Source organism: Vibrio sp. 1CM7H (assembly GCF_023161645.1).
GTDB lineage: Bacteria > Pseudomonadota > Gammaproteobacteria > Enterobacterales > Vibrionaceae > Vibrio > Vibrio diabolicus.
Genome location: NZ_JALNTV010000001.1, coordinates 1,393,442 through 1,419,021, shown reverse-complemented (window position 1 = coordinate 1,419,021; position 25,580 = coordinate 1,393,442). Strand labels below are relative to the sequence as shown.

Sequence of the window (25,580 nt, the reverse complement as noted above, 5' to 3'; positions counted from 1 at the left end):
GTCACAAAAACCACGCTTTTAGAAACCATGAACATCATTGATAACTAAATCTGTTGAAAGCAAAAGAGCAATCGATTCGCTTTTGAGCGATTTGTCGATTGCGCGCACAAAATGGACATTGAGAACATAAAAAACTTTTGAGAAAGCGCTGATCGAAATGCTCTTGAGAAAAGTAAAACGATTAAATTGTACAGTTTATTTTCTTGTACAATTTAAAAAGCCTTGCTATAAGTTATACAACAAAACATTTTGTATAGGGATGCGTCATCATGGAATCTTCAATCAAAGTAGGTATCAGTTCTTGTGTTTTGGGTGAACGGGTTCGTTTTGACTCTGGTCATAAAGTAAGTAACTTTGTGACTAAAGAGCTCAGCCCATATTTTGACTTTGTTTCGGTATGTCCCGAAGTGGGCGTCGGAATGCCAGTGCCGCGACCAACAATTCGTTTGATTTCCGAAGAAGAGCGTGTGGCGCTGGTAGAAACTAAAAATCCAGAAAATGACCATACCGATAATATGCTTGCTTACTCTGCTAACAAAGTGGAGGAGCTACAAAGCGAGCAACTTTGCGGTTACATCGTCTGTGCCAAGTCTCCAACTTGCGGTATGGAGCGCGTCAAGGTTTATAGCAAAAATAACGCAGCGAAAGAAGGCGTCGGCTTGTACACACAAACGCTGATGAAAAAAATGCCTTGGTTGCCCGTCGAGGAGGATGGCCGACTCAACGATCCTGTATTAAAAGAAAACTTTATTACCCGAGTATTTTGCCTAAACGACTTTTATGACTCGATGGACGGAGAGCCAACTCGAGGCAAAATTATCGATTTTCATTCGCGCTATAAGTTGACCTTGATGGCGCATCATCCTGAGTCATACCGCTCTCTTGGTCGTTTAGTTGCCGATGTCGCTAGCTATGAAATCGAAGAATTCTATCAAGAGTATCGCTTAGGTCTTATGAAGGCACTTGCGAATCGTGCTAGCCGAAAAAACAACACTAACGTACTAATGCATTTACAAGGGTATTTTAAACGCGCTTTAACTAAAGACGAAAAAGAAGAATTAGCAACAGTAATTCATGACTACCGCACTGGTACATTGCCATTATTAGCACCGTTGACATTGATTAAACACTACTTAAACACTTACCCAGATGAGTATTTAGCAAAACAGAAGTTTTTAGAACCGTATCCGCAGGAGATGAGATTACGCTATGGTTTGTAGTTCAGAAGAAAAACTATACGCGATCCGAGACGTCGCAGAAATCACGGGTGTAAAGCCAGTTACGCTGAGAGCTTGGCAGAGAAGATACAATTTGATCCAGCCTCAGCGAACAGAAAAAGGGCACAGACTTTATCGACAGCAAGATCTCGATACGATTCGTGAAGTCCAGAGTTGGCTCGCGAAGGGGATTGCAATCGGTAAAGTAAAGGGACTTTTGGGAAAAAGTGCAGACGTAGAAGTCAACAATGAAGTTCGTACTCTCGAAGAAGTAGAAACCATGTTATCAGCACTTTCGAAACTGAATCGAGGCAAAGCGGAGAGCTTACTTGCTTCTGTTCTCAAAGAATATCCATTGAACTTGGTTATTGAACAGTTTATTGACCCTGTATTTGACGCGCTGGAGATGGTCAAAGGATCGCTGAGATCGTTGCAGATGGGGTTATTTCAAACTTGTTTGATCACTCGTCTTGCCCTTGTTATCGACTCTGAAAACAAAGCCGCTTCCAAAGGGAAGTGCTTGCTTATCAGCTTTGAACAACATAGGGAAGCAGAGAGCTGGATTCAAGCGGCGAAGTTGTGTGAGCAAGGGTATCACACGACGTTGATCGACAAAGTTGATGATGTCTCTGGTTTACTGGAGCACGAAGTTGTTGATAGCTACTCGCTCATTTACCTGTTTTCCAATAAAGCGCTGGCAGCTAAGCAAGTGGAGTCCATCAAAATGCTTCAAACACGTTTTGGAGAACGTATTGGATGTTCTGAAGTGATTGAGAAACTGCACCTAACAGAATAGACGAAACGAAGGAGACACCATGATCTTAGTATGGTTTCGACGTGATTTACGAACGTTAGACCACACCGCACTTAAAGCGGCGTTAGATTCAGGTCAGCCTATTGTCGCTTGTTTTATCGCGACGCCAGAGCAGTGGCGAGAACACCACATGGCGCCGATGCAGGCGGATCTCATTGCTCGTCGTTTAGAGTATCTCAACGACGAGTTGGAAAGCCTGAATGTTCCTTTTTTATATAAAGAGGTGCCGTCGTTTTCTGATTGTACCGAAGTGATTAGTGAATGGGCGAAAACACTTGAAGCAACGTCTGTTATGGCGAATATTCACTATGAAGTAAATGAACGAGAGCTCGATGCACAAGTGAGTGAGGCGCTAGCTTCCCATGATATCGATTTTGAACTGTTTCACGACAAATGTGTGCACCCACCAACGACGGTTCTCAATAAGCAAGGTGAGTATTTTAAGGTATTTACACCATTCAAACGTGCTTGGTTGACGCAGTTTCAAATGCCAACGGTAACAAAGCCTCAAGAACAAGCGCCGCTAAGCAGCAAAATATTGGAACAATTAGAGCCGATTCGATTTAGTTCAGACTTCACGTTTAGCTATCCTCGAGAGTCCAGCGAGAATTGGTTTACTTCGACCAATGATGTTTTAAAGCAGCTTAGGGAATTTGCTCGTGAGCGCAGTGATGCTTACAAGGAAGATCGAGATTTTCCGGCTATTGATGGCACCAGTCAACTGTCTCCCTATCTTGCGATTGGTGCGTTGTCACCAAGGCAATGTATTGCTCGCTTGTATGCTGAAAACCAACAAAATGACCTAACAGAAGGAAAAGCAACTTGGTTGAGTGAGATCATTTGGCGTGAGTTTTATCAGCATCTGTTGGTTTTCGAACCAAAGCTCGTTAAAGGCAAAGGCTTTATCGACTGGGAGGATAAAATTCAGTGGTCTTATGATGAGCAGGCTTTTGAGCGATGGAAGGCTGGAGCGACAGGGTACCCGATCGTCGATGCAGCAATGCGTCAGCTCAACCAAACAGGCTGGATGCATAACAGGCTTCGTATGGTTGTCGCGAGCTTTCTCACCAAGGATTTACACATTGACTGGCGTTGGGGCGAAGCGTACTTCATGAGTAAGCTGGTGGACGGCGATTTCGCAGCAAACAATGGTGGTTGGCAGTGGTCTGCATCGACGGGTTGTGATGGGCAGCCGTACTTCCGTATTTTCAACCCGATAAGCCAAGGTGAGAAGTTTGATTCTGATGGCCAATTCGTGCGCCACTGGGTGCCTGAAATCAAAAGTGTGCCAAACAACTACATCCATAAACCTTGGACTTGGGAGGGATTTTCTTTACTGGAATATCACAAGCCGATGGTTGATCACAAGACAGAAAGAGAGATAACCTTACGGCTCTTTAAAAGTGCCAAGGAATAAAGTGAAATGCTTAGCAAAAAGCGATCAATGAGTTTCGCAAAACGTACGCTGTTATCTGTATCGTTATCTTTAGCGAGTGGTTTGTCATTCGCTAAAATGTACGAGCTACCAGAGGATGGCAGTCGTTTAATTGGTCGCCTTGAAAACCACGTCGTGCAAGAAGGCGAAACCATGGCAAATATTGCCAAGCACTACGATGTCGGGATGCTAGGTTTAATGGCGGCAAATAAAGGCGTGGATCCCTTCTTGCCAGAAGAGGGACATGTTCTTACTATTCCAACACAACTGATCCTCCCAGATGTACCCCACAAAGGCATTGTCATCAATTTAGCGGAATTGCGCTTATACTACTTCCCGAAAGGGGAAGATATTGTGCATGTATTCCCCGTGGGAATCGGGCGAATTGGGCGAGACACCCCGGTGATGACAACGCGTATTAGTCAAAAGCGTCCAAACCCTACGTGGACGCCGCCAGCCTCGATTCGTGCCGAGTACAAAGCGAAGGGCATTGACTTGCCAACCGTTGTACCTGCCGGTCCAGACAACCCGCTGGGCATGTTTGCATTGCGTTTAGCCTACGGAAATGGCGAGTATCTTATTCACGGTACCAACAAAGATTTCGGCATCGGCATGCGCGTGAGTGCAGGTTGCATTCGTATGGATCCAAGCGACATTGAATGGTTGTTTGAAAAAGTTCGTAACGGTGAAGAAGTGAATATCATTAACCAACCAGTGAAAGTATCACTAGAGCCGGACAGAAGTGTATTTTTAGAGGCTCATGAGCCATTGACTCGCAGCAATGGTGAGAAAGATCACCTACAGGTACCAAAAGAGTTAAAGTGGTGGCTGGATGAGTTCGGACTGAAAAATGTGAAGGCTAAAGCAGCGATTGCCGCACAGAATGGGGTTCCTGTCGAAATAACCGCGCCTTAACAGGCGTTAAGACGCGGTATCAAATCTTACTTAGTGTAAGACTGAGCGATGTTATCGATACGCTCGTTAGCACGCTCAGCTTCTTCTTGAGCAGCCATTGCTGCTGCACCTGATTTTTGAACGTCAGATTGAAGAGCTTGTACGTCTTGGCTTAGTTGGCTAACTTGGTTGCTTAGTTCGTCTAGTTTTGCTGCATTTGCTGTTGCTGCGTCATCAGAAGAAGCACAACCTGCTAGTAGAAGTACTGAAGTTGCTGCAGCTGCGATCAACGTTTTGTTCATATAAGAACTCCTTGCTTATAGTGAAAGTCTCGCTACCAACTATTATTTTATACAGTAGCGAGGTTAAATGTGGATACATTTTATCAGTACATGATGTAGCAAAAGTCAAAAAAACCCAAGAATTTCATGGAGTACCTGACGTCAACTTTTACCTGAGCTTAACAAAGGTGAGTGAATTATCATCTCCCTTATTCCCACAACAGTTCTCATAGCAGGTGTTTTTGCCACGTTCCTGATATCAATAATTTAGACGATATTGACACAAATGAAAGTTTCTCGGCGCAAATAACTGCCATTTGCGCAATTTTATTGGAGAACGAGAGGCACACCTTGAGCTCGATTTTCTCTAAATCTTAAGCCAAGCAGCTGACCAATAAAGCGAGGGTTTGTTCTTAATTGAGCCGCAAATGATGTTTTGTTTTCATCTGTGGGAATTAGTTTGTGTGATCTCTATCTATACTCCTATGATTTGCGGTATTATACCGAGCTTTATTTTTTTGCTGCGTTAGAGCGGAAACGACATTACAGAGCGCTCAGACGCTGACTGATTTATTGGAGAATACTTTGCAATTTAAAGATCTAGGCCTAGACAACCGATTGTTGAAGAACCTAAAACACTACGATTTTAAAAAACCAACTGACATTCAAAAGCAGGCTATTCCTGTTGCGATTGCAGGCAAGGATTTATTGGCATCTTCGAAAACGGGTTCGGGCAAGACTTTGGCGTTTGTATTACCAATGCTTCACAAGTCTTTAAAGACAAAATCGTTTTCTGCCAAAGACCCTCGCGCAGTTATTCTTGCTCCCACTCGTGAGCTAGCGAAACAAGTGTATGGTGAGCTTCGCTCTATGCTTGCTGGCCTATCTTATGAAGCTGCATTGATTTTGGGTGGTGAGAACTTTAATGATCAAGTGAAAGCACTGCGCCGTTACCCGAAATTCATCGTGGCGACACCAGGACGTCTGGCTGACCACTTAGAGCACCGCTCGCTTTACCTTGAAGGTTTGGAAACGCTGATCCTTGATGAAGCAGACCGTATGCTGGATTTGGGCTTTGCACCAGAGCTTCGTCGTATCCATAAAGCAGCTAAGCATCGTCGCCGTCAAACATTAATGTTCTCTGCAACGTTGGATCACGCCGACGTAAATGACATTGCGGCTGAAATGCTCAATGCTCCGAAACGTATTGCTATCGGTGTTTCTAACGAAGAGCACAAAGATATCACGCAAAAATTCTACTTGTGTGATCATCTTGATCATAAAGAGGCGATTCTAGATCGCGTACTTTCAGAAGCAGAATATCGTCAAGTTATCATCTTCACGGCGACGCGCGATGATACTGAGCGCCTAACAGCGAAGCTAAACGAGAAGAAACTGAAGGCCGTTGCATTGAGTGGTAACTTGAACCAGACTCAACGCAATACGATCATGAGCCAGTTTGAGCGAGCGGTATTCAAGATCCTAGTGACAACAGATGTTGCTTCTCGTGGCTTGGATATTGCGACAGTGACACACGTCATTAACTTCGATATGCCAAAGCATACTGAAGAATATGTACACCGTGTTGGCCGTACGGGCCGTGCTGGTAACAAGGGGGATGCGATTTCTCTTGTTGGTCCAAAAGACTGGGATAGCTTTAAACGTGTAGAAGCTTACCTACAACAAGATCTTGAGTTTTCAGTATTCGAAGATCTGAAAGGTAAGTTCAAAGGCCTGAAGCCACCTAAGCCAGATTTCCGTAACAAGAAAGCGACAGCGAAGAAATCACGCCCTCAAGCGAAGAAGTCGGCTAAGAAACCTGTTAAACGTGACAAGAGTTTCTACAAAAACGTATCAGTGGGTGATGATGTGTTCATCCCGAAGAAAAAGCCAGCGGCACCAAACTCTGAAGAGTAAAAGTCGCTCCAGTTTTCAACTGATTTTAGTTTTTCAAAACCCGAGTGTTCGCACTCGGGTTTTTTTATGCTTATCTCCAGGCGAAATGATGTCTTTCTGTACTAACGTGTTTGCTAGGCTTTTATATTTATCTGGTTTTATATAAACAGCATAGATCGCTAATTTAGAGAGGTATTAAGTTTTATCACCTCGGTCCAAGCAAACGTTTTTCCTCACATACTAGATAAAAATTTTACATGATTATGAAAATGATAATTGATCTCATTTTTATTTAAGGGCAGAATACGCGCCATTGTATTAATCCTATAAATGAATTTGCTCTCTATATGAAATTTACTCATGTTTTTTTAGGGCTCATAATTACCTCTAGTTCTTGCTTTGCCGTTAATGACTTTAATTGGTTGCGAGATGACGCTCGTAAAGATGAGCGAGTTCTTACCTACCTAACAGAGCAGAACCGTAAGACTGAACAGCATCAAAAAAAATATCAGACGTTGACGCAAGATCTTCTCGCGCAGTGGGAAGCCATGGTGGCAGATAAAGGTGATAAACCATGGTCGATCGTAAATGGACGCGAATGGACGTTAACGCGTCGTGACGGTGGTTATGTGTTGCTATCACGTTCGAACCAGTATGCACAAGAGAACACAGTATTTGATTTCTCTGAACGTCAATCTGCATATCCGTATTATCAAGTAGGGCAGTGGCAAGTAAGCGGAGACACGTTGCTTTTTACTGAAGATATTGATGGCAGCGAGCAATATCGCGCCGTGGTTGTTGATTTACTCTCTGGCCAATCTACGGAGCTGGCAACGCACGTCGATAGCGGTGTATTGCTTTCACCTGATGGTAAGATGGCTTACCTCGTTTCGAAGGAAATGCGTACACAGCGACCTCATCAGATCCTACGCATCTCCACTGAATCTTTGGCTAAAACAGTTGTATGGCACGAATACAAATCAGATTGGTTACTTTCTTTCTACCGTGCGGCAGATAGCCGTTACGTGGTGCTGCAAAGCAACAACGAGTCAACCACAGAGCAGAAGCTTGTTGATCTAGAAACGGGCACCGTAAGCGATTCACTGAGAGTGCCGGAAGCGGGCGTGGAATATTACGCGGATGTGGCGAAAGGGCGCGTTTACATCAACAGCAACCTTGAAGGTACATTTGCACTTTATCAAACCGATCTAGCACCTCTTAGCGCAACATGGCAACGCTTTACTACCCCTCGTGAACCGCTTGACCAGTTCTACCTTTATGATGCAGGAGTTGTGGCACTCAGTAAGCCGAACAACGTAGCGACATTGACGGTGTATTCATACCAAGGTCAGGAAAAAGTGATACTGCCATTGGAACAGGATGGCAATGTCGCTTGGTTGAGCACGTTGGGCGATTTTGAATCAAACAAGATTCGTATACGAAGCATGTCGATGACTACGCCTCCTCAGTGGGAAGAGTTCGATGTAAAAACGCTGACTAAAACCTTGTATTCTCAAGATGCTTACCAAGATTTTGATAGTCAACGTTATGTCTCCCAACGCATTTTTATCAAGCACGATGGTGTTTCTGTCCCGGTCTCTTTGGCGTATCGCAAAGACAAATTACACGCGCAATCACCAGTGATGATTTACGGCTATGGCGCATATGGTTTTACGATGAAACCGTACTTTATGCCTCAAGTCATAAGCTTGCTCGACCAAGGCGTGATTTACGCTATCGCCCATGTTCGCGGCGGTGGGTACTTTGGCGATGAGTGGCACGAGCAGGGCCGTGGTGTGCGCAAAGCCAATTCTATTGGTGATTTTGTCGCGGCCGCTAAGGCGATGCAAACGTTTGAACGCGGCAATAGAGAGATTTTTGCCATCGGCTCAAGTGCTGGTGGCACGTTGGTCGCAGGAGCGGTTAATCAAGACCCTAAATTGTTTTCAGGTGTCGTGCTTAAAGTACCTTTTGTTGATGTGGTAGCAAGCATGTCGGATACCTCACTTCCGCTGACCACACAGCAGTATGGCGAATGGGGTAACCCAACCAAATCTGAGCAACTGGCGCTAATGAAAGCGTACGATCCAATTCTCAACATTCATAAAGACGCTTACCCACCCATGCTGGTTCAAGTCGGTTTGATCGATCAGCGCGTGCCTTACTGGGAAGGTGCCAAGTATCTCGCCAAGGTTTCCGCGCTAAGTGAGCGCGACGGGCCGTACTTGTTGCAGACCGATTTTAATTCGGGCCACCAAATGGACCCACGACAAGCGCAAGAACAACAAGCAAAAGAATACGCCTTTCTTTTATCACTAATTAAAACATCTAAAGCGGAGCAGTAAATGAAGCTTACCCCAGTGTCAGCGGCAGTACTTTCGGTACTAGCTGCCAGCCAAGTGCACGCCAAATCTGACGTTTTCTCTATGGAAGAGGTCGTGGTGACGGCGAATCGGATTGAACAACCAATGTCTGAACTAGCAGGCAGCGTCGCAGTTGTCACTAGCGAAGAGATTGAACAAAAGGGCGAAACAGAGCTTTATGATGCGCTGCGTCATGAACCTGGGGTAAGTGTGTCGGGCGGCGCTGGGCGTCCACAAAACATCACGATTCGAGGCATGACGGGTAACCGCATTATGATCATTCGTGACGGTATTCGCTCAGCAGACGGTTTTGGTGCGAATGATAGCAATGACAAAGTGGGCCGCGATACGTTTGATCTTTCTAATCTTGAATCATTAGAAGTAGTGAAAGGGGCGAGCTCATCAGTCTTAGGTTCTGGTGCTATCGGTGGCGCTGTGATTCTAAAATCCAAACAGCCTGGCGAGTTTTTAAAAGATCGTGACTTTTATGTTGATGCCACGGGCACGTACACGGGGATCAGCAATAAATACAAAGGCGCGAGCAATCTGGCATTTCGTTCTGGCGACACGGAAAGCTTAGTCAACGCGGCGTATTGGCAAGGTGAAGAGACGCGTAACTTCAGCCAAGATTTGTACAACCGCGATTTGGATGGTTACAGCGCGTCATACGCCATCAATCATTTCTTCAATGATGAAGTGATGGTCAAAGCGCGTGCCGAACTTTATCGGCAAGACCAACAACGCCTGGAAGGTTCGCCATCTATACAGAAGGATGGCAAATGGCATATCGAAGACTTCGCAGAAGATGAATCGACAAAAGAGTACAGCGCTTATATTGGTGCAGAGGTTACACCGATTAATCCAACTTGGTTCGAAGAGTTAGATACAAAGGTCTACTGGCGCCACACCGAAGTGGTGGAAGACACGAATCGTTTAATGAGACAAGTTGACCACAATGGTTTGACTGTTAGACGTCGCGAGCTAGAACATAAAACCTTCATTGACGAAACAATTGGCTTCCGTGGTGATTTCACCAATACGATTTATGCTGCAAATGCTGAGCACCAATTGGCTTACGGTATCGAGCTTTCTACTGACTATTATGAACGCACAGATAGCGATTCCAAGATTGATTGGAACGGGGTAACGCCTTCGACCAAACAACCTTTCGCTCCTGCTCGTGCTTATAACATTGGTCTGTACGTTCGAGACATGGTGGAGCTGGATAAATGGACCATTACAGGCGGCCTGCGCTTTGATGCGCATCGTCTAACACCGGACGGTGAGGGTGAAGTGGGCGGTTTCCCATTAAAAGACATGGATAGCTCAGAGGTATCTCCAAGCCTATCGATTTCTCGTGAAGTGTTTGCCAATAACATCGCTTATGTATCTTATAACCACGGTTATCGTGCTCCGGAATACGACAAAGCGTATGGCTTCGTAAACCATGACTTTGTGCCGCTAACGCCGTTTGTCATTGCACCGAACATGGACCTAGAGGCTGAAACTTCGGACTCCTTTGAAATCGGTAACAAATTCGATAATGGCCGCGCGCAACTTTACGTTTCTGCGTTTTACAACAAGTTCCAAAACTTCATTGATGTTGTTACCACAGGGCAAGATAACTTCGGTAACTACATCAAGCAATACCAAAACTTACACGGCGTTGAAACCTACGGCGCCGAGCTTTCTGGTGCGTATGCTTTCACATCGTCTTGGAAGCTAAGTACCAAGCTTGGTTATGTGGACGGAAAGGACGCCGAAGGCGAGTACGTTCGTAGCATCACACCTTTCGAGGGCAATGTTGGGCTGAACTATCAGCAGCAAGACTTTAATGCGTTCGCGACGTGGAACTGGGCTGGTTCGATGGATCGTGTGCCGAGTTGCCAAACGTCACTTGGACAAAAGACCGAGTGCGCACAAACAGATTCATGGAACACGCTCGATTTGGGGGCAAGTTACCAAATCACCAAAGATTTTCGTTTGAGTGCGACCATCATCAACCTGTTCGACAAAGAATACATTCGCTACCAAGACGTTGCTGGCATAGCGGATGAGAGCAAACGCTACTCAACGGAACCAGGTCGTTACTTTACGGTTAACGCGAAGTACATCTTTTAGTAGGAGCCCTGCATGAAACTCAAACTTTTGGCGCTTTCTCTTGCGTTGGCAGGCGTTCAAGTGACGAACGCTGCCGAGTGGGATTACCCTAGCGCGGCTATTACGGTCACGAACCAAGCCGAAGCGCTGCGCTACTTACAAGCCAATTACGCTAGCGCTGGCGAACTTAAGTTTCGCTATCAAACTCGTTCTCAGCTCGGAGATCATTACAACTTTGATGTGTGGGTCGATGGGCAGTATCAACCGCAACGCACCATTGTGCTGTCGACTAACCAAGACAGCCAAGTCGAGCGTATTTTCAAAAGCCTTGAAGATACGGTGATTCGTAATGGCGAGGCGATGCCAGCCGGAGAACTGGAACTGCCTGTTCGCTTGGAAGTGACCGAGCCGCCAGCATTGAGTTCTGGTGAGTTAGTGACTGTCCCCGTCTCACTCTTTGATCCTGATTTACGTACAATGCAACAACAAGCTGCGCCTGATTCTGCTTGGAATTCGTTAGAGGATTATCCGCAGCCACTTCAATATGTTGAGAAGCAGATTCAAGTTTTGCAGTCCGGGGGCAAGTTCTATCTAGCCAACGAGCGCGTTAAACAGGTGGATGCACTTGCATTACTGTCTTCACCTGCGGTAGGTGCGGAGCCTGTGCGTGATACAAGCAGTATTTTGCCGCCTGAGGGGGTCCAATCTTTTGCGGATGTAAAAGCGATGCAAAGCGCTCAACTTGGCGACAATGCCTTTTTGCAGTTGATGGCGTTTTACCATCTTGATAGCTCACTGCAGTACTTATCGAGCTTGAGCTATGACTTATTTGAAGAGCCGCTTCGTTTTGATGGGCGTGGTTTAGCGCTCGACAACTCTTCTTACTACATAGGTTCGCGTGCGCTGATGTTAGGCGTTGGCGGAGTATCTCCAGATGCTGCAGATGCAGATGTGATTTTGCACGAGCTAGGACACGGTATTCACTATCAAATCGTTCCTGATTGGGCGTATGGACATACTGGCGCGATTGGAGAAGGTGTTGGTGATTACTGGGCGGGCAGCGCGAGCTACCGAACACAGTATTTAGATGCAGCTCGCCGTGGCCAAGAATTCGAGTTAGATACGGTGTTCAACTGGGACGGTATGTTCGGAACACGCAAAACAACTCGTAGCTTATGGAACCAAAGAGCGCGTTACTTCGAGGGCTCAGAGTATCCAGCGCACGTTAGTGTGGGCGGTGAACTAGGCGACGAGTTATGGTCAACGCCACTGTTTCAAGCGCTTAAAGCATCGGTTGAACGATACGGTGATGATACCGATAACGTGTTCCGCGAGTTTGACGCCATTGTTCTTGAAGGCATGTACGGTATTGGTCGTGGTGTAAAAATGCATGATTTGGCGGAGTCCACCGTGTTTGCCGCACGCACTTTGTTCCCAAATAAAGACTATGCCCAATTTCTGACGGACAGCTTCAACAAACACAACTTGCTTAAAGCGCCTTTTCGCGTTCGCTATGACGCTCGATACATCGCACAAGGTCAAGACGTGGGAGTGAGCCTGAGCCAAACTGGCCGCGAAGCGAGCATCAAAGGGCAATGGCAGCTAAATAACGCATCCGTTTTTGACTTTGATGAAACGCTTTCTGACTCGACCTCAATGAAGGTGGCGTTACCAAGCGGTCTGACATGTGGCACGCAATTCGATTCCTCTATCTCATTGGATTACCAATTTGCTGAGGGCTTAAAGACTCACCAGTGGAGCAAAAAGGTGATGCTGGTTAACGGTACGCCAGAGCTCGATATCCAGCCTCAACCAGTGAACTCCGCTTTGCCGGAGCAGGGCGACAGACTGTTCTCTCAGACGCTATCGGACAAGTCACGCATGATTGATGATTCGTTTGCGGTTTACCTGAACATCGAACATGACTCACTGCAGGATCTGCAAGTGACGCTTGTGTCTCCACAAGGCAAATCGGTCGTGCTACTTAGCCATCAATCAAGCAATACCAATGGATTTAAAGGTTACTTCACCGCTCAGTATGACGAGGAGTTACAAGCACTTGTCGGTCAACCGAGTTGGGGTACTTGGCGTCTCGAAGTATCTGACCGCGTGTCAGGGAACTCTGGGGTGTTGAAAGAGTGGAGTGTTAGTCACTTTGCTCAGTATCAGTGTAGTGCTGATACCACTAAAGAAAGCAGTGGTGGTTCAGGTGGCAGTGGTTCGCCTTGGACCTTGTTAGGACTTTTCCTGCTTTCAATGGTGAGAGTGATTCGTTCTCGTTAATTAAAATCTAAAGAAGACAAAATTTATGAAGTTTCAATATTCTTTCGTTGCTATGTCACTAGCCCTAGCTGGTTGTGGCGGTGGTTCTGGTGGTGACACGTCAACACCGACCTATAATGTAGCTGGCACCATCGTTTCTGCAGGTACACTTCTTGATACGCCAGTATGTATCGATTTAAACCAGAACTACGTTTGTGATACTACTGAACCGAGTGCTAAAACGGATAATGCTGGTAAGTTCTCCCTGACGTCAAGCGACAAGAACATTTTGACTAGCACGATTCTTGCCCAAGTTGATCAAGGCTCAAACCAAACGTTGCGTCTTGCAGCTCCAGGCCAAAACTTAGCCACGGGTAACACAGTAAATGGTGTAACAACATTGCTCGCAGGTCTTGTGGTTGACGGTAAAACCGTTGCTCAAGCTGAAGAGATTGTTAAAGCGCAACTGGCTAGTGTAGGCGTTTCGCTGAATGGTTCGGTGATGTCTAACGCAGAAGCCAGCGAGCTAGACAAGCTAGAGCAAAACACGGTTGCGCTATTAGCTGCGATGCAACCACAACAAATGACCAAAGGCGTAGCGCTGCTTGCTCAAAGTCTTAGCTTCCAAGGTAAATCGCTAGCCTCTGATCTTTTGTCTGAAGCGGAAGTGAGTGCATTTGCTGAAGAAATTGCAGCGGTTGCTGAACAAACGGTTGGTAGTAACGATACGGGGGCCATTCTTCACTTTGCTGATGGCGCTGCAGACGTTGCAGAGGTTCAAGCTTCTTACCCTGGTCAAGATGCGGAATACGGCTTCGACAAACAGGACAAGCAAACGTCGACAGGCGCGGGCTTTAAGTTCGTTAAGCTAGATTCACAAGGCGCTGCTTTAGCTGCAGATGCCACTGAGTGGGCTTGCACTTTGGATGAGCGTACTGGTCTTGTTTGGGAAAACAAGAGTGCGGATGCGAGCTCTATTCAATTTAAAGACCGCCTATTTGCGTTTGAGTCTGAAACATTTAAGCCATTTAGCAAAGATGTAGATCTTGCGGGCTGTACAGAGGTGGGCGATGAAATTTGTACTACGAGCCAATACGTTGAGTACATAAACAAACAATCGTTATGTGGAATCACTGGTTGGCGCCTGCCTACTTACCGTGAAACTTATGACTTACTAGATTTCGGTGAAAAGACACTATTTGCGCCGAGCACAGAATATGAACCGAACAATGTGTATGGTTTTAATGTCAAATACTTCCCACAGCAAACTTTAGGCAGCCCTTATTTAGAAAAAGGTGCGTTTTGGCATGATGGTTTTAGGTTTACGGAAACATCATCACAGCTCATGGATGGTGAGATTTATTTCCCCGCAATTGTCTCTCGGGGCGCAGATAGAGGGGCCACTTCATTCGTTGAGATTCGCTCAAGCAGTACAAGTGAAGATGCCTATGATTCCTACCAATTCCCAATCCGTCTAGTAGCAGTTAAGGGACAATAAGATGAAGAAACTAATGACCGCGCTATCTCTTGTGTTGGCTTCTCAAGTAGCAATGGCAGCACAAGAGTGTTCGACTGAGTTTGCTAAAACAGCACCTAATACACGTTACACTTATTCAGATAAGGGAACTGTAACTGACTTAAAAACAGGTCTTACATGGATGCGCTGTCCAGTCGGTATGACATGGAATGCAGCAAACGAAGAATGCACCGGAACGCGAGCTACGATGTCATGGCAATTCGCGCTGTCTACGGCCCAACAAATTCGTAATCCGTCCGGTAACCACCCTCTACACAACTTTGCTGGCAAAAAGAATTGGCGACTAGCAAACATTAAAGAGTTGGTATCGTTAACGGAGCAAGCTTGCTATAGCCCAGCGATGAATGGTACAGGCTTTGCGAGCGGTTATACACTGACAGACAAGGACGATATTTTAGGACGTAATATCTGGAGTAACACACCTAATGGTGACGGTAAGCATGTTGCTACTCTTGATACGACTAATGGTGAGGTTTTCAATAGAGATCCATTAGACTCAAGTTTCAAAAGCTCTCTCTTGTTAGTGACAGATGAATAATACTTATTACGTTAATAAAGATTGATAGCTTTGCCTTTATAAAAAGCTCCGCACTGGCGGAGCTTTTTTCTTTTCTAACCTTTGGCACTTATCGTGTTGAGCAGAATGTTTAAACTTGGAACTGCTTAAGTTGGTGCTTTTGGTTTTCCGCTAAGTCTGAAAGCTCTTGAGCGGCAGAGGCGGACTGCGTAATGCCAGTCACGTTCTGGCTCACTAGTTCATAGATGTTCGTTAAGTTGTTGTTGATATCGGCCGTGACCTGTTTCTGCTCTTCTGATGCGGTCGCCACTTGCGTGTTGATTGAGTTCAGAGCGGCGATAGCATTACTGATATTAGCAAGTGATTGGCTAACTTCTTGTGCCAGAGCTTGGTTGTCTGACAACATGGCTAAGCTAGAGTGCATGCTTTCATTCGCGTGACCAGATTGCTGCTGAAGCTCTTCGATGATGGTTTGGATCTCTTTCGTCGATTCCTGAGTTCGCGCCGCTAACATACGTACTTCATCGGCGACTACCGCAAAGCCTCGGCCACTTTCGCCCGCTCGTGCAGCCTCGATCGCTGCATTCAGTGCAAGCAAATTGGTTTGCTCAGAAATGCCTTCAATCACTTCGATCACGCGACCAATGTGTTCTGATTGATCTTTCAGCGATGTCACGACGGCTGCGGCTTCGTTGAGTTGTTCTGCCATTTTTTCGCTTGCGCGAGTGCTTTCCTCAAACATGCTCAGACTTTGTGAGGTAAGCATGCGTGCTTGATTTGATGCGCTATCGGCTTCTTGTGCATTGGTCGACACTTCAGCTGCAGTCGATTCTAGTTGGTTGATTGCCGAAGCCACTTGCTCAACTTCTTGCTTTTCTTGATCTGAGTTAACGCTGCTTTGAGTCATAACAGTCGCTAACTCGGTCGATGCTGATGCCACATCTTCACTAATTCGAACTAATGCACTCACGGTTTCACGCAGTTTGTCGATGGTTTGGTTTACATCCTGAGCCAGTTGCGACACTTCGTTTTTTCCGATGGCTTCGGCTTTAACCAATAGATTTCCCTTCGCGACTTCTTGCATGGTTCCTTGAAGGTTACGAATCGGTGCAACGATATAGCTGGCTAGTATCCAACTAATAAGCGAAGCAGCACTCAAGATCACCGCAAGTGAAACCGCACTGTAAGTGAGCGTGGTTGAATGCTGTTCGCCATTCGCTTCCACTTCATCGGTGACGATTTGATTTAATTGTTTAGACAGGTTGTCGATGGCGTTGATCATTGCTTCGCCAGCCAATCGATATTCTGCCATCGCAGATTCGTACTTTTGATTGAAATCGGATGTGGTGTAGCCAGAAGAGTGTTTGGTGGTGAGCAGAGGTGTCATGGTGACGCGCGTGAAATCAACATAGTGATCCATGGCTTTGCGCATAGTATTTACTTCGGTTTGAACGCCTGGGAGGCTATCGATGGAATTCAGAAAATCGCGGTTTTTGTTTTGTCGTTCAGACAGTTCTTGGTTGAGAGATTGGACATCTTCGGCTCTAAATAGACTGTAAATGGCTTTGATGCGCATGGCGTAGGTGTTGTCTACGATGGCGCTGAGTTCCTCTTTATGAATGATCAGCTTGTTGGTGGAAGTGGAAACCTTATTGAATGCTTGGTCGAGCTTGCCGATTCCGACGCTCAATCCAATGACGAGTAATACAACGGTGAATAGAACAGGCAAAAAGACCTGAAGTTTAATAGAAAGCGTACTAAGAAATTGACGCATGATTGACCCTCTATCGGTTTGATTATTATCTTTTTTATAAATAAGCATCTCGATTTTAATTGCCACATTCGTCAAATCAATGACTTACTCATATCCAATTGTTATGAAATGTACCAAAATCGATGGAGTTATCATTTTGAACGCGCGGCAATTTATAAAAGCGCTAAGCTAAAAACGGTAGAGGGATCAGTCGCGGAATTAATATACAGAAATGACAACGTGTCATAGAGGGTTCAACTAAGTGAAACACAACTGTCATATTCAAATTCTAAAGTGAGCACCGTTCAAGTGAAACACAACGGCAATAAAGCCACTTAAGGAAATTGTGATGAAAAAGACAGTAATCGGTGCAATCGCACTTCTAGGCGCAATGGCAGTGACTCCTGTTTCTGCTAAAGAAACTATCTCTGCAGTGGGTTCTAGCAGCGTAACTCCACTGATGGAAGTTTTCTCTGAAACGTACATGAAGAAGAACCCTAACGTATTTATCGAAGTTCAAGGCCCTGGTTCTTCAGCTGGTGTTAAAGCAGCAAAAAATGGTTCAGCAGACCTTGGTATGTCTTCTCGTAATCTAAAAGACTCTGAAAAAGAATCAACACTAATCGAAGAAGTGGTTGCTCGTGATGGTATCGCAGTGGTTGTTAACCCACAAAACAAACTGCCTGGCCTAACAGCAGAGCAAGTGACTGCAATCTACAAAGGCGAAGTATCAAACTGGAAAGAAGTCGGTGGTGCAGACAAGCCAATCGTAGCAATTACTCGTGACACGGCTTCAGGTACTCGTGGCGCATTTGAAGACATCATGTCTCTTAAAATGAAGATTTCTGGTAAGAAGGTATCAGCTATCTCTCAACGTGCTCAAGTTGCAAATGGTAACGGCGCACTCAAAACAATGGTTGCATCTAACCCATACGCAATCGGCTACATTTCACTGGGTACGGTAGACAACACAGTTAACGCTCTAGCAATCGACGGTGTTGATGCAACAGTGGCTAACGTGAAAAACGGTTCTTACAAAGTAGCTCGTCCATTCCTTGTGCTTTACAAAGAAGGCAAGCCATCGGCAGAAACGCAAAAATTCCTAGACTGGATGCTAACTGAAGATGCGCAAAAGCTAGTTGACCAAAACGGTTACATCTCAGTTAACTAATTCTATCGGGACTCTTAAGTTTGCTCAGCCCACCATTTAGGGCTGAGCCTTTTCTATCCATAGTGTTCACCGGCAAAACGCCCAGAACCGTGAGATTTTTTAAATGACCATCGCAACAAATAGTGAAAAGCTTATGAATACTGACGCTAAAGCTATCAGCAAGCCCGGCCTGCGCGAGAAACGTCGCGTAGACTGGAAAGAGCGTATCTTCCACGGCTTGTTCCTAACCAGTGCCGTTATCGGCATCGTCTCATTAGCCGTTATTGCATACTTCATTGTTCGAGAGAGTATCCCGGCATTCCAAGAAGCTGGTATATCGGGCATCGTTCTTGGACAAAACTGGCTGCCGCCTGCACTTTACGGTGTTGCGACAATGATTGTTGCATCTATTGTATCGACGGCAGGTGCGGTAATCGTTGGTGTACCAATTGGTGTGCTGACGGCTATCTTTATTGCCGAAATCGCACCAAAGCGTCTTGCGGATATTATTCGTCCTGCAGTTGAGCTTTTGGCAGGTATCCCGTCTGTGGTTTATGGTTTCTTTGGTTTGGTCATCATCGTACCGCTGATTCAAAACATCTTTAATGTCCCTGCGGGTAACACGATTTTGGCAGGTATCATCGTGCTTGGGGTGATGATTCTACCGACCGTAATCACGGTATCTGAAACGTCTATTCGAGCTGTGCCTCGCGCATACAAAGAAGGCTCTTTGGCACTTGGCGCTTCGAAAATCTACACAATCTTCAAATTGCTCGTTCCAGCGGCTCGTTCAGGGATCATGACGGGTGTGATTTTGGGTATTGGCCGTGCTCTAGGTGAGACAATGGCGATCATCATGGTGATGGGTAATGCACCTGCTATGCCAGAAGGCATCCTAGATTCGGCACGTACGCTAACCGCAAACATCGCGATTGAAATGTCTTACGCAAGCGGTATTCACGCCAACGCTCTTTACGCCACCGGTGTTGTACTTCTGGTCTTCATCATGTCGTTGAACGCTGTACTTCTTTACCTAAACCGAGAAAAAGCGAAGTAATCGCTCGTTAAAGGTGACTATTATGGATCGCGCAAAACTAAAACAAGCTCGCCAGTTCAAAGATAACGTCTTTAACGCTTTGGTTTGGATTTCGGCAGCACTAACGGTAGGTTTTTTGTTCTGGATTATCTGGTACATCCTATCAAATGGTCTACAACACGTAGATTGGAACTTCATTACTGATAACTACACACGTACTGGTGAAGAGCACGGTATCTTCCCGATGATCGTATCGACCATCTACATGGTTATCGCATCCATCGCGGTAGCGGCGCCACTGGGTATCATGACGGCAATCTACTTAACCGAATACGCGAAAGTCGGTAGCCGATTGGTAAAAATTATCCGATTCTGTACTGAGTCGTTGGCGGGTATCCCGTCGATCATCTTCGGTCTATTCGGTATGACGTTCTTCGTGGCAATTCTTGGTCTGGGCTTCTCGATTCTGTCGGGTGCACTGACTCTAAGTATTCTTATTCTGCCAGTGATCATCCGTACTACGGAAGAAGCACTAATGGCAGTGCCTCAAACGTATCGTGAAGGCTCTTACGGCCTTGGCGCTTCAAAAATTTACACTATCTGGCGTTTGATTCTTCCGAGCGCAATGCCAGGTATCTTAACCTCGGTCATTCTTAGTATTGGTCGTGTCATTGGTGAGTCTGCTCCAGTATTCCTGACAGCAGGTATGGTTGCACGTATTCCGGATTCTTTATTGGATTCAGGTCGTACATTAACCGTTCACCTATACAAACTGACTACCGAACTGTTTACCGTTGAAGAATGGAATCAGGCTTACGGTACCGCAACAGTGCTTATCGTGGTTGTTCTTCTGATCAACATGGTAACGAAACTGATTGCTAGACGTTTTAACACCGCAACTTACTAACAACACTAATTAAGAACGCACGTTAAAAGACACGAATTCAAGATTTAAGAGATTAAGAAAATGAACAAATTTGATATTGAAAACCTAGACTTATTCTACGGTGAAAACCAAGCACTGAAATCGATCAACCTACCAATTCCAGTTCGCCAAGTAACGGCGCTTATCGGTCCGTCAGGTTGTGGTAAATCAACGCTTCTACGTTGTTTGAACCGCATGAACGATCTAATCGAAGGCGTGAAAATCACGGGTAAATTGGCGATGGACGGCGAAGACATTTACGGCAACATTGATGTCGCGGATCTTCGCATCAAGGTTGGCATGGTGTTCCAGAAGCCAAACCCATTCCCGATGAGCATCTACGAAAACGTGGCTTACGGCCTACGTGCTCAAGGTATCAAAGACAAGAAACACATTGACGAAGTGGTAGAGCGTTCACTACGCGGCGCAGCACTTTGGGACGAAGTGAAAGATCGTCTGAAGTCACACGCATTTGGTCTATCGGGTGGTCAGCAACAGCGTCTTTGTATCGCACGTACGATCGCGATGGAACCGGATGTGATTCTGATGGATGAACCAACTTCGGCACTTGACCCAATTGCGACACATAAAATCGAAGAATTGATGGAAGAGCTGAAGAAGAACTACACCATCGTTATCGTGACTCACTCAATGCAACAGGCGCGTCGTATCTCTGACCGTACTGCGTTCTTCCTAATGGGTGAACTGGTTGAGCATAACGATACTCAAGTGATCTTCAGTAACCCTCAAGATGACCGTACTCAAGGCTACGTAAATGGTGATTTCGGTTAATTCGCCATATTTACAAGCATAACTAAATAACTATAAGCGATGGTAACTTTGCCCCTCTTTTTGAGGGGCCTTTTTCTTTTCAAGCTGCAGATTTATAACACCAACCTATACCAATAATTCTTGCAAGGAAGCACAAATCCCCCCCTTTTTATAGAACATGTAACTTATGTGAAATACGGTTATAAAAGTGCTGAAGAGCTCTCGAATGTGAAACTAAGTCTGATAATTTTGCGAATGACTTAACAGCTCAAATTTGATTGTATTGATTGCATATGATGGCCTAAGTAGTTTTTTATCGAGAATAAAAAAGTAGATTAGGTTGGTAGGGTGAGTTTAAGAAGTTTTACAAGAAAAGTGTCTTCAACGAGGGATCATCGCTTATTAGCGGAGGCGATATTTGATCATTTAGAGAGTTTGTTCTCCCCTCAAGCCTTAGCCATTTTTGAAGATCCTTCAATCAATCCCCGTTATTCTGTGAGTTTCTCTCGCGGGGAGCTTTACCCAATCCAAAGCTATCCTGACAGCTTCTGGGAGTGGGCAAGTCAGTTTGACACTTCTGAAAGCATCATTCCTCTGGCGATCAATACTTGTAACTGGAATCACACCCAAGATTTAGGTGGAGATAGTTACATAATGATGCTCGATAACACGCCTATCAAACGCACCTACCTACTGATTCAATCTGTTCATGCTCGCACGGCACACAATATCTATGAAGAAAGCTATGATGCAATGCAGCTTGCAGCGGCGCGTTGGCAGTGCATTCGCGCCGAGAAAAATGCGTCGCAAGAGATGAGACACAGAGACATTCGTGAAGCGCAATATGTCGATGAAATTAACCAACGCGAGCGCTTTATCGAGAACATGAAGTTAGTTCAGCAAGTTGCTCTCGAGATCTCCAACCCTGATTCCTTAAAAGATTTGTATTACAAAGCCGTCGAAGCGCTACGTCAACGGTTGGGGTTTGATCGCTCCACACTGATGCTTCTAGATATGAAAAAGCGTAGTTTCAGTGGAACGTACGGTACGGATGAATCAGGCATCACCATTGATGAATTCCACACGCAATACGATTTACACCAACTGAGCGAAGAATACATCGCTGCGCTGTCAAGCCTTGAGAGCAACCTAGTGATCGTGGAAGATGCGCCGATATACACAGCAGGTAAAGTGGTTGGGCAGGGGTGGAACGCGATGTTGATTCTACGTGATGGCAATGAGCCATTTGGTTGGTTCGCGCTTGATAACTTTATTCATCGCAAGCCGATAACTGCGTATCAAAAACAGATGTTGGACTCGTTTGGCTCCCTTTTCTCACAAATTTACATTCGAAAGCGCCAAGAGCAGAACGTGCGTATGTTGCATTCAAGCATGGTTGAGTTATCACGCTGTACAACCGTCAGTGATGTATGTAAATCGGCCGTCACTTTTGCCATCAAAAATCTTGGTATTGATCGGATGGCGGTGTTTTTGACCGATGAAAACTGCTCATACATGCAAGGTACTTGGGGGACTGACATTCAAGGCAATGTGGTGGATGAGTCTTATTTCTTTGGTGAGACACAAGACTTTTCGTTGATCAATTTAGCTCGCGCCGTACCTAGTGAAGTCGCATTTGAGGAATCCGTTCCTATTTATCATGACTGTAATATTGTCGGCTTTGGCTGGGCTGCGATGACGGTTTTGACTTCGAATAGCAGCGGGCCCATCGCTTTTATTGCCGTTGATAACTTATTGACGCGCGCGCCGCTGACTTCTCAGCTACGTGAAGTGATTCGTATGTTCGCTTCCAGTCTAGCGGAGGTTTTGCAGCGCACTCAAGCGCAAGAGGCGATTCGCGGATTAAACGAAAACCTGGAGTTAGAAGTACAGAACCGAACCAAAGAGTTGGAAGAAGCCAACCGACAGCTTGAGGTACTTTCTAAACTTGACCCTCTGACACGTCTTGGCAATCGCCGTATGTTAGAACATGTGATGCAGAAATATTGCGCGCTAGAGTGTGAGGAAGCGATGTCCTTTGGTCTTATCCTGATTGATATTGATCACTTTGGGTTATTTAACAATCACTATGGCCATCTCGAAGGGGATATCGCACTAATGCGCGTGGGTCATATCTTGGATCATCATACCAAAGGTGAAGACGAGGTTTTCTGTCGCATTGGTGGAGAAGAGTTTGTGTTACTAATGATCGGCTCTGATCAAGAGGCGGTAAAGCAGAGAGCGGAACGTATTCGTCAATGCATTGAAGATGAAGGCATCAAACACCAACACAACCCAGAAGGTGAGCTACTCACTGTGTCAGTCGGTTATTCTTGTTACAAAACGAAAGGCAAAGACTTTAATTTCGACCATCTTTACCAGCTGTCGGATAAGGCTCTCTATCAAGCGAAGAGTCATGGTCGAAATTGCGTAAGGCGATATGAGTACGAGCATCAAGCTTTTGTTGAATAAGTGATGCTCATAACATCAAAGTTACTGAGACAGTTTGGTTGATTTTTAGATAAAACTGCTAAAGTGAGTTTGGTCGCACAAGAAAAATGGCAGCTCTCGTGAGCTGCCATTTTGCTTTATAGTTTTTCTAGCTGGTGGTCGGTTTTCGTTACGTTTGCTTTGCCAAGGTTTTGAATTTTTGCCAGTAGCGAGTCTGGATGCCAAGGTTGTTGATTGGCACTAAAACGCGCTTGGTTCATGGCATCAAGTTCTTGTTTTACTGCCTGCACATCACCAGAGCTTAACCTGTCTCGGTGAGTGTTTAGATACTCGTTTACTGAGCGTTCAATTTTAGCAGCGTCCCCTTCATTGATGACTTTTTTCAACGCATCAACGCAAAGAGGTTGCTCGGTATTCGAAACCGTTTTACTCGCCGTCATAGGACGCTTCTTCCATGCCCAAATCGCGACTCCTAACGTCGCCACCCAAAGTCCAGCGAAAACAAAGGTCAGGGTTTGCCAGAGACTGCTCACTCCACTGTTTGGTTCGGGACTGATGGCTGACTCAGGTGGTGTTGGCAGAGGCGATTCCGGCAATGTGATAAGCCCGGTGTCACTTTGCTCTATTTTTAATTGTAGCTCTGGTAACGTCGCTTTTTTTGCTTCATCATTTTGACTGTCCCACCAGTTCAAATGGTATCCCGGCAAGGTATATGACCCAGCCTCAGTGGGGATAATGACTTGCTTCACTGTCATGATAACGGTGCCATCTCTCGCGCTGTCGAATTGAGGCTGTTCTGGGTAGACCCGTAGTGAACTTGGATAATCAATACTTACTCGTGGAAGGTATTCGGCTTGTGTTCCGCGAGCTTTAATTTGAATGCTTCGAGTGAGTGAAGAGCCCTGTTTGACAGTGTTGAGCGCATTAACCGACAGTGGATTACCTTGATCGTCTTGCCAGCTCTGCGTCATTTCTAACGCTGAAGCTGGAAGCCATTCCCCTTCAAATTCACTTGGGATTGGTTTTACCTCGATAGGCATTTGCTCAGCTTTGGTGTTGATTGGCATGATCTTGGTAGAGCCCGTCAAGCTGTCGCCATAAATGTAAGAGCCTGTCAGTCTAGGACCTATCAAGGTGTAAGTACCCGGCTGATTCGCCGTTAAGCGAAACGACTGTTCAATGACCGCTACTTCTAATCCATTTAAGATCTTTTGTCCCTGCTGTAAGCCACCAATCGCTTCAAGCTTCATGCCTTCAATCTGTGGAGGCACAATTTGTGGGTTATCAAGACGGCGGGTATCTGCTTTGATCAAAAGCTGCATACGTAATGTCGCAGATTGCTGAGGGTACAGCGTGCTGTTGTCGACACTGATATTAAAGCTAAATAGGTCATCGAGATTGGGTTCAGCTTGGCTTGCGGTGACGCGAAGCTTTATTGGCTCCGTTCTCATACCATCTGCGGAAAAACTCGGAATAGTCAGAACACCTTCTTTCATCGGCGCAATCGAGATACTCCACTCAGTACGTACAGATTTTCTTCCGTTAATGTTATTGCTAGAGCGCCCATAACGAGGTTGACCCAAGAAAAAGTCGTTCTCAAGTACATTAAAGTCAATTGCATCTGAGCTGAGCTCAGTATCTGCCATGATTCTGAGGTTGATCACTTCATTCTTAGCAACTTGTGTTTTATTGACGCTTGCTTGAAGCGTCTGTGCCATCACCGAGAAGCTGGATAATAGGCTGGCCACAAGAATAAAGATCAGTTGTACGCCTTTGTTCATCACGGGCTTACCACTCCTTTTGAGATTGTTGTGGAGGTTGTTTTTGTTGAGCTTGAAGCTGCATTTGTGCACGAATCAAAAAGCTTGGATCGCGAGCGCTTTCGACTGCTTCTAGACGACGGAATTCAGGATCATCCCGATGCGTGTTTTTTGGCTGCACTTGAGCCTGCATTGGTTCACCTTGTTCCTGAGCCTGCTTTTCACCTCGTTTCGGTCGATGTTGCTCTGTTTTTTGCTTTTCTGTTTTATTTTCAGATTCTTGCTGATTTTGTGACTGTTGTCCTTGCTCTTCCTTCTCACCGTTTTGAGACTTTTGTTGCTGTTGCTGTTGCTGTTGCTGTTGCTGTTGCTGTTGCTGTTGCTGTTGCTGTTGCTGTTGCTGTTGCTGTTGCTGTTG

Annotated in this window: 18 protein-coding genes and 1 pseudogene; 15 read left to right on the top strand and 4 right to left on the bottom strand. The window is 45.6% G+C overall.

Features of this window, described 5'->3' with window-relative positions; all coding sequences use genetic code 11:
* Positions 1-269: 269 nt before the first annotated feature.
* Genes MSG33_RS06195 through MSG33_RS06180 form a run of 4 tightly spaced genes read left to right on the top strand, consistent with a single transcriptional unit; the run spans position 270 to position 4,381 of the window.
* Positions 270-1,220, top strand: coding sequence for a DUF523 and DUF1722 domain-containing protein (locus MSG33_RS06195; RefSeq protein ID WP_046875782.1), 951 nt, complete (start codon positions 270-272; stop codon positions 1,218-1,220).
* A complete protein-coding gene (locus tag MSG33_RS06190; RefSeq protein ID WP_047009571.1) occupies positions 1,210-2,013 on the top strand; it encodes a MerR family transcriptional regulator in 804 nt (267 codons plus the stop codon). The genes MSG33_RS06195 and MSG33_RS06190 overlap by 11 nt, the downstream gene beginning before the upstream one ends.
* Positions 2,014-2,032: 19 nt before the next feature.
* Positions 2,033-3,448, top strand: a complete 1,416-nt coding sequence (gene phrB, locus MSG33_RS06185) for a deoxyribodipyrimidine photo-lyase (protein WP_248380275.1) — start codon at positions 2,033-2,035, stop codon at positions 3,446-3,448.
* A gap of 6 nt (positions 3,449-3,454) precedes the next feature.
* Positions 3,455-4,381, top strand: a complete 927-nt coding sequence (locus MSG33_RS06180; protein WP_005394922.1) for a L,D-transpeptidase family protein — start codon at positions 3,455-3,457, stop codon at positions 4,379-4,381.
* A 26-nt stretch (positions 4,382-4,407) separates the two neighbouring features.
* Here MSG33_RS06180 and MSG33_RS06175 read toward each other — a convergent pair whose 3' ends face one another.
* A complete protein-coding gene (locus MSG33_RS06175) occupies positions 4,408-4,662 on the bottom strand; it encodes an Lpp/OprI family alanine-zipper lipoprotein (protein ID WP_005375145.1) in 255 nt (84 codons plus the stop codon).
* Positions 4,663-5,214: 552 nt separating this feature from the next.
* Here MSG33_RS06175 and MSG33_RS06170 point away from each other — a divergent pair.
* The 6 genes from MSG33_RS06170 (at position 5,215) to MSG33_RS06145 (ending at position 15,337) form a co-directional block, all read left to right on the top strand.
* Positions 5,215-6,558 carry a DEAD/DEAH box helicase gene (locus MSG33_RS06170; RefSeq protein WP_047009779.1) on the top strand — a complete coding sequence of 448 codons (1,344 nt, stop codon included), beginning with the start codon at positions 5,215-5,217 and terminating at the stop codon, positions 6,556-6,558.
* Between the two features lie 326 nt (positions 6,559-6,884).
* The gene (locus MSG33_RS06165) at positions 6,885-8,882 is read left to right on the top strand and encodes a prolyl oligopeptidase family serine peptidase (RefSeq protein ID WP_248380273.1); all 1,998 of its coding nucleotides are present in this window, start codon (positions 6,885-6,887) and stop codon (positions 8,880-8,882) included.
* Positions 8,883-11,021 (top strand): TonB-dependent hemoglobin/transferrin/lactoferrin family receptor, encoded by a 2,139-nt coding sequence (locus MSG33_RS06160; protein ID WP_248380271.1) that lies wholly within the window; start codon positions 8,883-8,885, stop codon positions 11,019-11,021.
* A gap of 12 nt (positions 11,022-11,033) precedes the next feature.
* The gene (locus tag MSG33_RS06155; RefSeq protein ID WP_248380269.1) at positions 11,034-13,283 is read left to right on the top strand and encodes a proprotein convertase P-domain-containing protein; all 2,250 of its coding nucleotides are present in this window, start codon (positions 11,034-11,036) and stop codon (positions 13,281-13,283) included.
* Positions 13,284-13,308: 25 nt separating this feature from the next.
* Positions 13,309-14,760 (top strand): DUF1566 domain-containing protein, encoded by a 1,452-nt coding sequence (locus MSG33_RS06150; protein ID WP_248380267.1) that lies wholly within the window; start codon positions 13,309-13,311, stop codon positions 14,758-14,760.
* A gap of 1 nt (position 14,761) precedes the next feature.
* Positions 14,762-15,337: a DUF1566 domain-containing protein gene (locus MSG33_RS06145; protein ID WP_053808314.1), complete on the top strand. Its 576-nt coding sequence runs from the start codon at positions 14,762-14,764 to the stop codon at positions 15,335-15,337.
* Positions 15,338-15,446: 109 nt separating this feature from the next.
* Here the strand turns inward: MSG33_RS06145 and MSG33_RS06140 are convergent, their stop codons facing one another.
* Positions 15,447-17,090, bottom strand: coding sequence for a methyl-accepting chemotaxis protein (locus MSG33_RS06140; RefSeq protein WP_182020132.1), 1,644 nt, complete (start codon positions 17,088-17,090; stop codon positions 15,447-15,449).
* Between the two features lie 328 nt (positions 17,091-17,418).
* Between MSG33_RS06140 and MSG33_RS06135 the strand changes: the two genes are divergently transcribed.
* The 5 genes from MSG33_RS06135 (at position 17,419) to MSG33_RS06115 (ending at position 23,423) form a co-directional block, all read left to right on the top strand.
* The gene (locus MSG33_RS06135; RefSeq protein ID WP_006741922.1) at positions 17,419-18,240 is read left to right on the top strand and encodes a phosphate ABC transporter substrate-binding protein; all 822 of its coding nucleotides are present in this window, start codon (positions 17,419-17,421) and stop codon (positions 18,238-18,240) included.
* Between the two features lie 103 nt (positions 18,241-18,343).
* Positions 18,344-19,276: a phosphate ABC transporter permease subunit PstC gene (pstC, locus tag MSG33_RS06130; protein WP_005397881.1), complete on the top strand. Its 933-nt coding sequence runs from the start codon at positions 18,344-18,346 to the stop codon at positions 19,274-19,276.
* A 22-nt stretch (positions 19,277-19,298) separates the two neighbouring features.
* Complete coding sequence (gene pstA, locus MSG33_RS06125) at positions 19,299-20,162, top strand: phosphate ABC transporter permease PstA (RefSeq protein WP_005397882.1); 864 nt, start codon at positions 19,299-19,301, stop codon at positions 20,160-20,162.
* Positions 20,163-20,222: 60 nt separating this feature from the next.
* On the top strand, positions 20,223-20,972 hold the full coding sequence (gene pstB / locus MSG33_RS06120; protein ID WP_005397884.1) for a phosphate ABC transporter ATP-binding protein PstB: 750 nt from the start codon (positions 20,223-20,225) through the stop codon (positions 20,970-20,972).
* A gap of 327 nt (positions 20,973-21,299) precedes the next feature.
* Positions 21,300-23,423: a GGDEF domain-containing protein gene (locus MSG33_RS06115; RefSeq protein ID WP_006741920.1), complete on the top strand. Its 2,124-nt coding sequence runs from the start codon at positions 21,300-21,302 to the stop codon at positions 23,421-23,423.
* A gap of 116 nt (positions 23,424-23,539) precedes the next feature.
* Here MSG33_RS06115 and MSG33_RS06110 read toward each other — a convergent pair whose 3' ends face one another.
* Both MSG33_RS06110 and MSG33_RS06105 read right to left on the bottom strand, forming a co-directional pair.
* Positions 23,540-25,186 (bottom strand): BatD family protein, encoded by a 1,647-nt coding sequence (locus MSG33_RS06110; protein ID WP_248380265.1) that lies wholly within the window; start codon positions 25,184-25,186, stop codon positions 23,540-23,542.
* A 4-nt stretch (positions 25,187-25,190) separates the two neighbouring features.
* Positions 25,191-25,580: pseudogene (locus tag MSG33_RS06105) on the bottom strand (hypothetical protein); the annotation flags it as partial.

What these genes read in the sequence shown, in the direction of transcription:
- MSG33_RS06195 (WP_046875782.1), top strand. Translation starts at nt 270, where the DNA reads ATGGAATCTTCAATCAAAGTAGGTATCAGTTCTTGTGTTTTGGGTGAA.
- MSG33_RS06190 (WP_047009571.1), top strand. Translation starts at nt 1,210, where the DNA reads ATGGTTTGTAGTTCAGAAGAAAAACTATACGCGATCCGAGACGTCGCA.
- phrB (WP_248380275.1), top strand. Translation starts at nt 2,033, where the DNA reads ATGATCTTAGTATGGTTTCGACGTGATTTACGAACGTTAGACCACACC.
- MSG33_RS06180 (WP_005394922.1), top strand. Translation starts at nt 3,455, where the DNA reads ATGCTTAGCAAAAAGCGATCAATGAGTTTCGCAAAACGTACGCTGTTA.
- MSG33_RS06175 (WP_005375145.1), bottom strand. Translation starts at nt 4,662, where the DNA reads ATGAACAAAACGTTGATCGCAGCTGCAGCAACTTCAGTACTTCTACTA.
- MSG33_RS06165 (WP_248380273.1), top strand. Translation starts at nt 6,885, where the DNA reads ATGAAATTTACTCATGTTTTTTTAGGGCTCATAATTACCTCTAGTTCT.
- MSG33_RS06160 (WP_248380271.1), top strand. Translation starts at nt 8,883, where the DNA reads ATGAAGCTTACCCCAGTGTCAGCGGCAGTACTTTCGGTACTAGCTGCC.
- MSG33_RS06155 (WP_248380269.1), top strand. Translation starts at nt 11,034, where the DNA reads ATGAAACTCAAACTTTTGGCGCTTTCTCTTGCGTTGGCAGGCGTTCAA.
- MSG33_RS06150 (WP_248380267.1), top strand. Translation starts at nt 13,309, where the DNA reads ATGAAGTTTCAATATTCTTTCGTTGCTATGTCACTAGCCCTAGCTGGT.
- MSG33_RS06145 (WP_053808314.1), top strand. Translation starts at nt 14,762, where the DNA reads ATGAAGAAACTAATGACCGCGCTATCTCTTGTGTTGGCTTCTCAAGTA.
- MSG33_RS06140 (WP_182020132.1), bottom strand. Translation starts at nt 17,090, where the DNA reads ATGCGTCAATTTCTTAGTACGCTTTCTATTAAACTTCAGGTCTTTTTG.
- MSG33_RS06135 (WP_006741922.1), top strand. Translation starts at nt 17,419, where the DNA reads ATGAAAAAGACAGTAATCGGTGCAATCGCACTTCTAGGCGCAATGGCA.
- pstC (WP_005397881.1), top strand. Translation starts at nt 18,344, where the DNA reads ATGACCATCGCAACAAATAGTGAAAAGCTTATGAATACTGACGCTAAA.
- pstA (WP_005397882.1), top strand. Translation starts at nt 19,299, where the DNA reads ATGGATCGCGCAAAACTAAAACAAGCTCGCCAGTTCAAAGATAACGTC.
- pstB (WP_005397884.1), top strand. Translation starts at nt 20,223, where the DNA reads ATGAACAAATTTGATATTGAAAACCTAGACTTATTCTACGGTGAAAAC.